Here is a 7011-nt window from a genome sequence, read left to right on the forward strand (position 1 = left end):
GAAAAATATATCCTTTTATAAAAAAAATAGTTAAATTTCTCATTACCAGGAAAGTAAAAGTTGAAGAGTTTTTTTACCGTGTAACAGATGTTTAGTTGCAATAAGTTATTAACAATTTAATGTTAATAACTAACATAACGTGTTAATAATTGTAGTAAACTCCACTTATTAACACTTGGCTATTCACATATATTCTAGTTATTTATGGACAGTATAAATGAGTTTAAAAAGATTATCAAAAGAAGTATAAATGTTTAATACTTTTTTTGTAAAACCTAAATTTAAAAAATACAGCATTAAATACCATTTAATCAGCCACAAAGCAATAAATCCGGCAAATACCTTATTCACATTTTTGTTATAAAATGTGGATAACATAAAATACAAGCCCTATAGTTATCAACAATATTAATTCACAATGTTGATAACTTCAAGTAGAGAATCATCAAATCTTTTTAAAAAGTAAAGATCTAGAAAATGAAATAGCAAGGTAAAAAGAGTCATCCGGACGGATGACTCTTTTTTTTAAAATTATAAAAATGCTACTTAGGCAAATAAGTCTGAGCTTAAATAACGGTCACCCCGATCACATGCAATAAATACAATAGTTCCTTCTTCAATTTCATTTGCTACCTTCAATGCGGCTGCAAATGCTCCTCCGGAACTCATACCTGCAAATATACCCTCCTTTTCACTAACTCACGAGCCATCTCAGTAGATTCTTTCTGCGAGATATCTAGAATACGGTCGACACGAGAAGCGTCAAATATCTTCGGAAGATATTCCTCAGGCCAACGACGAATCCCCGGAATGGATGACTCCTCAGTTGGTTGACAACCGACGATCTGTACTTCCGGATTTTTCTCCTTCAGATATATAGAGTTCCCCATTATCGTACCTGTAGTACCCATTGCACTAACAAAATGTGTAATCTTTCCTCCGGTATCACGCCAGATCTCCGGACCTGTAGTTTTAATATGTGCTTTATAATTATCGGGATTTGCGAACTGGTTTAAAATAAAATAATCTCCTGTGGCAGCTTTATCTTCCGCATAATCACGACAGATCTCCATGCTCTCTAATAATGTGACCTGTGCACCAAATGCCTGCATCGTTAATGTCCGTTCGCGCGTAGAAGTAACGGGCATTACTAGTTCTAAACTTAGGCCATAAATACCTGCAATCATAGCGAGTGCAATACCCGTATTTCCACTCGTTGCTTCAATCAACTTTGTATCCTTCGTAATTTCACCTCTTTCCATAGCCGATCGAATCATATTCAATGCAGCACGGTCTTTTACACTACCTGCAGGATTATTTCCTTCCATTTTAGCGTAAATCTTCACATTTCGATTACTATGAAATTTTGTGATTTCAACTAAAGGAGTATTGCCAATGGTATCAATGATATTTCCCATATTAAATTAAAGGTTTGGAATCTATAAATTTAGAATTTGCTTGATGATAGACAGTTGTATAAGGCTCTACAGAATTTGTCAACCACACATTTCCCCCGATAACGGAGTGATGGCCTACAACAGTATCGCCACCTAATATGGTTGCTCCCGAGTAAATAATGGTATGATCTTCGATTGTAGGATGCCTTTTCACATTGCATAAAATTTTCTCTACACTCAATGCGCCTAGCGTCACCCCCTGATAAAGCTTTACATAATTACCGATAACACAGGTTTCACCTACGACTAAACCTGTACCATGATCAATATAAAGATGATGGCCGATAGTTGCTGCCGGATGAATATCAATACCCGTCTTCGAATGCGCGTGCTCTGTTAAAATACGGGGTATCAAAGGAACACCAAGACGGTGAAGTCTATTTGCGATCCGAAAAATACTTATTGCGAAAAAACCGGGATATGTACGAATAACTTCCCGTTGATTCTTTGCCGCCGGATCGCCTGCGATTAAAGCGTCAGCGTCTGAACACATCAATTCATATAATTGTGGTAATGATTGAAAAAAATCACGTGCAACAAGCGAGTGATCACATGCTTCACAAGCCTTTGATTTACTTAACAGTTGCTCTAATTCAAGCTCAGCTTGCTGAAAAGCAAGTTGCACTTCTGCGACAGATTTTATCCCACCTGCATTTCGCTCTGGAAATAACAGATCTAAGATCCCTACCGCCCAGCCTGATATTTTTTTATTGGAAGGCATTTCAAATACCTCCAATTGTTTTTGATAAATGTGTTCGTAAAAATCATTCATGGGTGTAATCCCTTTATGTAATAGTACAAATATACTATACTTATATGGTAGATAAAATATACAATTTATAAAACCAGCTTGTTAAAAAGAAGTTGTAAAGTTTCTGCCGGATCTTCACATAATCCGGGGTGTACCGGAGAACACTGGATAATTGTGCTTCGATTGGCGGTCAACCATCTGAAACGTTCTGTCTGATCCAACGCAGCTAATTTGCCACCATCTTTTGCTCCTGTACATATTTTCACAAAAGATTCAAGATGAGCCTTTATCATTTCTATATCCATATCCGGAAATAAAGATCTGGCGCGCACTTCATCGATATCAAACAGAACATTTGCAAATCGGTATTTCCGGCAATATAACGCCACACCAACATTAATAAACTCTTCACGCTCCACACGTGGTACTAAGCGTACCACCGCATACTCATATAATGTTTTTTCGGGCATCTTCAATTTGATTTAAAAAATGATCAGCATGTGCTAAGCGCTTCATCAAAAAGGACACGTAAACTTCTCCCGCCTCAGCTGCAGATAAATCTCTCGATTCATCAACTAACCATTCACTTGGTATGATATCCACTATATTACGGATCACTTCTTCGGTTAATAAAGAACGGTATTGTCGGTCCACCGATTCAACTTGGTTGGCGTTCTTTAATAACACATGATCTTTTATCTGCACAAAGGGTTTTATAGCTTGCTCTTCCCAATTGTCCCAACTATGGTGGAAATATAAGGAAGCTCCATGATCAATCAACCATAATTCTTTATGCCAGATCAGCATGTTTGTATTACGGACCGTACGATCAACATTCATCAACAACGCATCGAGCCAGACAATTCGAGATGCTTCTTCAGGACTTATCTGATCAACATTGGCATCAAAAGTAATGGCCCCATTTAAAAAATGAACACCTAGATTTTTGCCAACACTAAATTTTAATAAATCTTGAATTTCCTCATCAGGTTCGGTTCTGGCAAAAGATTCATCCAAATCTGCAAAAACCATTTCAGGCATTCTGAGATTAAGAACACGGGCAATCTCTCCGCCTATCAACTCTGCAATTAAAGCTTTCTTTCCCTGTCCGGCACCTCTGAACTTAATCACGTAACTAAAGCCATCATCTGCATCGGCCAATGCCGGCAAAGAACCTCCTTCACGAAAAGGCTGTATGTAGCGGGTAATTCTAACTTCTCTTATTTCAGGTTTTTTAATTATCATCTGTCATCCTTTTATAATTTACCGATACTCAAGCGATAAATCCTTAAATCAAATATCAACATTTTTATTTTTTATTAGCGATATTCAGCTAAATTGGACATAATTGTGACGTATAAAAATGGTTAATTCTAATTATATTTGTAACAATAGTTCACTCACTTTCTCGTGAAATACGCAAATAATAGTTATGAATACGACTCAGGAATACAATACAGTTATCGAGCACTGCCAAGATTTATTTATCAAGAAAACGAAAGATTATGGAACAGCCTGGCGTATTATGCGACTTCCTTCTATAACCGATCAAATTTATATTAAAGCACAACGCATTCGTACTTTAGAGGTCAAAAAAGTATCTAAAGTTGGGGAAGGTATTTTGGAAGAATATGTGGGTATCATCAATTATTGTATTATGGGTATGATTCAGCTCGAATTAGGTGAAGATGGTGAAGAAAATTTAAGTCCAGAATTTGTAAATGAAAAATACACGGAAAAAGTAAATGAAACACGTGACCTTATGCTTGCTAAAAATCACGATTATGGCGAAGCATGGCGCGATATGCGGATTTCTTCGTTAACAGATCTGATACTCATGAAAATTCACCGTGTGAAACAAATTGAAGACAATAACGGCGCCACCATCGCCTCCGAAGGAATATATGCCAATTATCAAGATATGTTAAATTATGCCGTTTTTGCACTTATAAAAATGGGGTTAGCTCAATCAAACTAAAATTATGTCAGCAGTCATCAATAATAAATCGCAAAAAACAAACTATCTACTTTGCTTTGCGCGCATCTTTACAGGTCTTCTTTTTATTTTCTCCGGTTTTATAAAGGCGAATGACCCTACTGGCTTTGGTTATAAACTCGAAGAATATTTTCATGTTTTTCATACCGACTTTTTAAATGACTATGCTACAGCGATTGCTATCGTTGTCTGTGCACTAGAAATAATATTGGGTATATGGCTTTTGTTAGGTTTTTACAAAAAGCTTGTAGCGTGGGGTTTATTACTGCTGATCATTTTCTTCACTTTCCTTACTTTTTACTCTGCTTTTTTTGAAGTTGTTACTTCATGTGGTTGTTTTGGCGACGCTATTCCGTTGACACCCTGGCAGTCCTTTGGCAAGGATCTCGTATTGCTTGCTTTGATCTTAATCATTTTTGTTTACCGCAATCAAATTACACCACTCATCAAAGATCCGACCAATCGTGGCCTCGTAGCAACATTTACAGCAGTCTTATCTTTTGGCGTTGGAATCTATACGTTCATGTATTTACCGTTTATAGATTTTTTACCTTATAAAATCGGTAATAATATCCCATCCCTAATGGTTCTACCTGAAGGAAAAGAAGGCGATGTTTATGAACAGATCTACAGCATGAAAAATGTTAAAACGGGGGAAACAAAAACCATTACCGATAAAATTTACATGTCTGAAAAAGTCTGGGAAGACACAAACTGGGAAATCGTTGGCGAACCGCAAAGTAAATTGGTGAAGAAAGGCTATCAGATTCCGATTACAGATCTACTGATTACAGATGCTGAAGGAAATGACCATACCCAAGAAATAATCAATAATCCTTATTATAATTTAATTATTGTTGCTAAAGACCTGTCCAAAGCTAATGTAGAGGCTTTAGATAAAATCAATAAAATAGCGACAAAATTAACTGAAGATTACAATCTACGAATAGTGTTATTGACGGCCAGTTCTTCTGAAGATTCAGACTACCTAAGTGATAAATTACACTTAATTTCAGAAATATTCTATGCTGATCTTATTCCGTTGAAAAGCATGATCCGTGCAAATCCTGGGGTACTTTTATTAAAATCAGGAACCGTAATCGACAAATGGCATTACAATGCTATACCCGATGCAAAAGATATAGAAGAGCGATACTTAAGTTTAGATAAATAATAATATGCCAAAACCTATTTTTTTAATTGGTTATATGGGAAGTGGAAAAACCACTTTAGCCAAAAAGTTAGCAAGTAAATTAGAGTTACCTTTTATCGATACTGATGATGAAATTGTCAAAGAGATAGGCATGTCCATCACAGAATATTTTCAGTTGCACGGGGAAGAAAAATTTAGAGAATTAGAACGCAAGCAGTTACTAAAAACTGCGCAACAAAATGCAATCGTTTCTACCGGAGGTGGCTCTCCATGTTTTTTGATAACATGCAGTGGATGAATGAAAATGGTATTTCGGTATATTTACAGATGTCACCAAAATCGCTATTTGATAGATTGTCTCAGTCAAAACCGAATAAAAGACCTATTTTAATCGGTAAAACTGAAGAGGAACTATTTAATTTTATTACTGAAAAATTAACTGAAAGAGAACCGTTTTATCAACAAGCTCATCTAATTATTGATCATATCAATACGCCAATAGATGATCTCATCATTTTATTAAAGAAAAACCAATAACAAATCACTGTATGTTTAGAAGAATAAATCTCTTCCCTTTTTTAATTTTTACAACCGCACTTTTAGCATCCTGCTTTCGGACCGGCACATCTTCGGATGTTCTGGCGGGTAGTAAACACTCAATTTAAAAACAGCAGAGGAGCTTTATCAATTTTTAACATACGATGAAAACCGATATCCGCTCATCAGCTTACATCGAGGAGGCCCTACAACCGGTTATCCTGAAAATGCAGTAGAAACTTTTGCATTTAACGCGAGCTACAGACCTGTCATTGTGGAATGTGATGTTAGGTTGACTAAGGACTCTGCTTTAATATTGATGCATGACAGCAACTTAAACAGAACAACTAATGGCTCGGGATCAGTAGATTCTAAAACTAAAAATGAATTAAAAGGTTTAAGATTAAAAGATCCTAATGGAAAGCTAACCCCTTATCGAATTCCGAGCTTGGAAGAAGCCTTAGCATGGGGCAAAGGTAGAGTCATCTTCACCTTAGATATTAAACAAGGAGTTCCCTATGATTTGGTGATCCGTGCTATTCGCAGTCAAAAAGCTGAAAGTAATGCCATAATCATTACGTATTCCGCAAATCAGGCTGCTGTTGTGCATAATTTAGCCCCTGACCTCATGCTATCTGCACCTATAAAAAATGAAGCAGATTTAGTGCGGCTCAATGATCGAGATATTCCAGATAATCGCATTATTGCCTTTCTCGGCACCAGAGAAGCGGATAAAAACTTAATAGAGCTACTTCATGAACATGGTATCATGTGTATATTAGGTACACTAGGAAATTTAGACCGCCAGGCTAAACAAAAAGGAGATCAACTATATGCCCGCTTTATTGAAAATGGCGCAGATATTTTGAGCACCGATAGACCCCTAGAAGCGGGACGCGTTTTAGACTTTTACATAAAAAAGAGAAATATAACTTCCAAATTTATTCAATAACGATGGTAAGACAAGAAGCAAGTAAAACTAAAACATGGTTAAAAAATAGCATATTTTAGAGTAAGCGAGCTTTTATCATTGTCTATTACCAATCATTGAATTGGGGACAAAGTAAAGCAGCTTATTCTTTAACGGAATAGCTGCTTTACTTTTATTGTATCACTC

General features: G+C 36.3%; 8 protein-coding genes and 1 pseudogene. 5 read left to right on the forward strand and 4 right to left on the reverse strand.

Annotated elements, in window-relative coordinates; genetic code table 11:
• Nucleotides 1-546: 546 nt before the first annotated feature.
• The 4 genes and pseudogenes from cysM to L950_RS07110 form a co-directional block, all read right to left on the reverse strand.
• Nucleotides 547-1418, reverse strand: a pseudogene (gene cysM, locus L950_RS07095) (cysteine synthase CysM).
• A 1-nt stretch (nt 1419) separates the two neighbouring features.
• On the reverse strand, nt 1420-2229 hold the full coding sequence (locus tag L950_RS07100) for a serine O-acetyltransferase (protein WP_021189639.1): 810 nt from the start codon (nt 2227-2229) through the stop codon (nt 1420-1422).
• 65 nt (nt 2230-2294) lie between these two features.
• Nucleotides 2295-2678: a DUF3037 domain-containing protein gene (locus L950_RS07105; protein WP_021189640.1), complete on the reverse strand. Its 384-nt coding sequence runs from the start codon at nt 2676-2678 to the stop codon at nt 2295-2297.
• On the reverse strand, nt 2656-3453 hold the full coding sequence (locus tag L950_RS07110; protein WP_021189641.1) for a HipA family kinase: 798 nt from the start codon (nt 3451-3453) through the stop codon (nt 2656-2658). Before L950_RS07110 ends, L950_RS07105 begins: the two co-directional genes overlap by 23 nt.
• A 187-nt stretch (nt 3454-3640) precedes the next feature.
• Here L950_RS07110 and L950_RS07115 point away from each other — a divergent pair, with 187 nt between their 5' ends.
• The 5 genes from L950_RS07115 to L950_RS07130 all read left to right on the forward strand — a co-directional run bounded on the left by L950_RS07115 (nt 3641) and on the right by L950_RS07130 (nt 6846).
• The gene (locus tag L950_RS07115; RefSeq protein ID WP_021189642.1) at nt 3641-4186 is read left to right on the forward strand and encodes a DUF1599 domain-containing protein; all 546 of its coding nucleotides are present in this window, start codon (nt 3641-3643) and stop codon (nt 4184-4186) included.
• Nucleotide 4187: 1 nt separating this feature from the next.
• Entirely contained in the window at nt 4188-5378 is a 1191-nt protein-coding gene (locus L950_RS07120) for a BT_3928 family protein (protein ID WP_410528104.1), read from the forward strand.
• 4 nt (nt 5379-5382) lie between these two features.
• Nucleotides 5383-5655 carry a shikimate kinase gene (locus L950_RS37150; protein ID WP_410528102.1) on the forward strand — a complete coding sequence of 91 codons (273 nt, stop codon included), beginning with the start codon at nt 5383-5385 and terminating at the stop codon, nt 5653-5655.
• Entirely contained in the window at nt 5643-5894 is a 252-nt protein-coding gene (locus tag L950_RS37155) for a shikimate kinase (RefSeq protein WP_410528103.1), read from the forward strand. Before L950_RS37150 ends, L950_RS37155 begins: the two co-directional genes overlap by 13 nt.
• Nucleotides 5895-6078: 184 nt before the next feature.
• On the forward strand, nt 6079-6846 hold the full coding sequence (locus L950_RS07130) for a glycerophosphodiester phosphodiesterase family protein (protein WP_231576947.1): 768 nt from the start codon (nt 6079-6081) through the stop codon (nt 6844-6846).
• The last annotated feature ends 165 nt before the right edge of the window (nt 6847-7011 follow it).

Source organism: Sphingobacterium sp. IITKGP-BTPF85, assembly GCF_001006065.1.
Taxonomy (GTDB): Bacteria; Bacteroidota; Bacteroidia; order Sphingobacteriales; family Sphingobacteriaceae; genus Sphingobacterium; species Sphingobacterium anhuiense.

Excerpts from the sequence above, each read along its gene's own strand:
- L950_RS07100 (WP_021189639.1), bottom strand. The coding sequence starts at position 2,229 with ATGAATGATTTTTACGAACACATTTATCAAAAACAATTGGAGGTATTT.
- L950_RS07105 (WP_021189640.1), bottom strand. The coding sequence starts at position 2,678 with ATGCCCGAAAAAACATTATATGAGTATGCGGTGGTACGCTTAGTACCA.
- L950_RS07110 (WP_021189641.1), bottom strand. The coding sequence starts at position 3,453 with ATGATAATTAAAAAACCTGAAATAAGAGAAGTTAGAATTACCCGCTAC.
- L950_RS07115 (WP_021189642.1), top strand. The coding sequence starts at position 3,641 with ATGAATACGACTCAGGAATACAATACAGTTATCGAGCACTGCCAAGAT.
- L950_RS37150 (WP_410528102.1), top strand. The coding sequence starts at position 5,383 with ATGCCAAAACCTATTTTTTTAATTGGTTATATGGGAAGTGGAAAAACC.
- L950_RS37155 (WP_410528103.1), top strand. The coding sequence starts at position 5,643 with ATGCAGTGGATGAATGAAAATGGTATTTCGGTATATTTACAGATGTCA.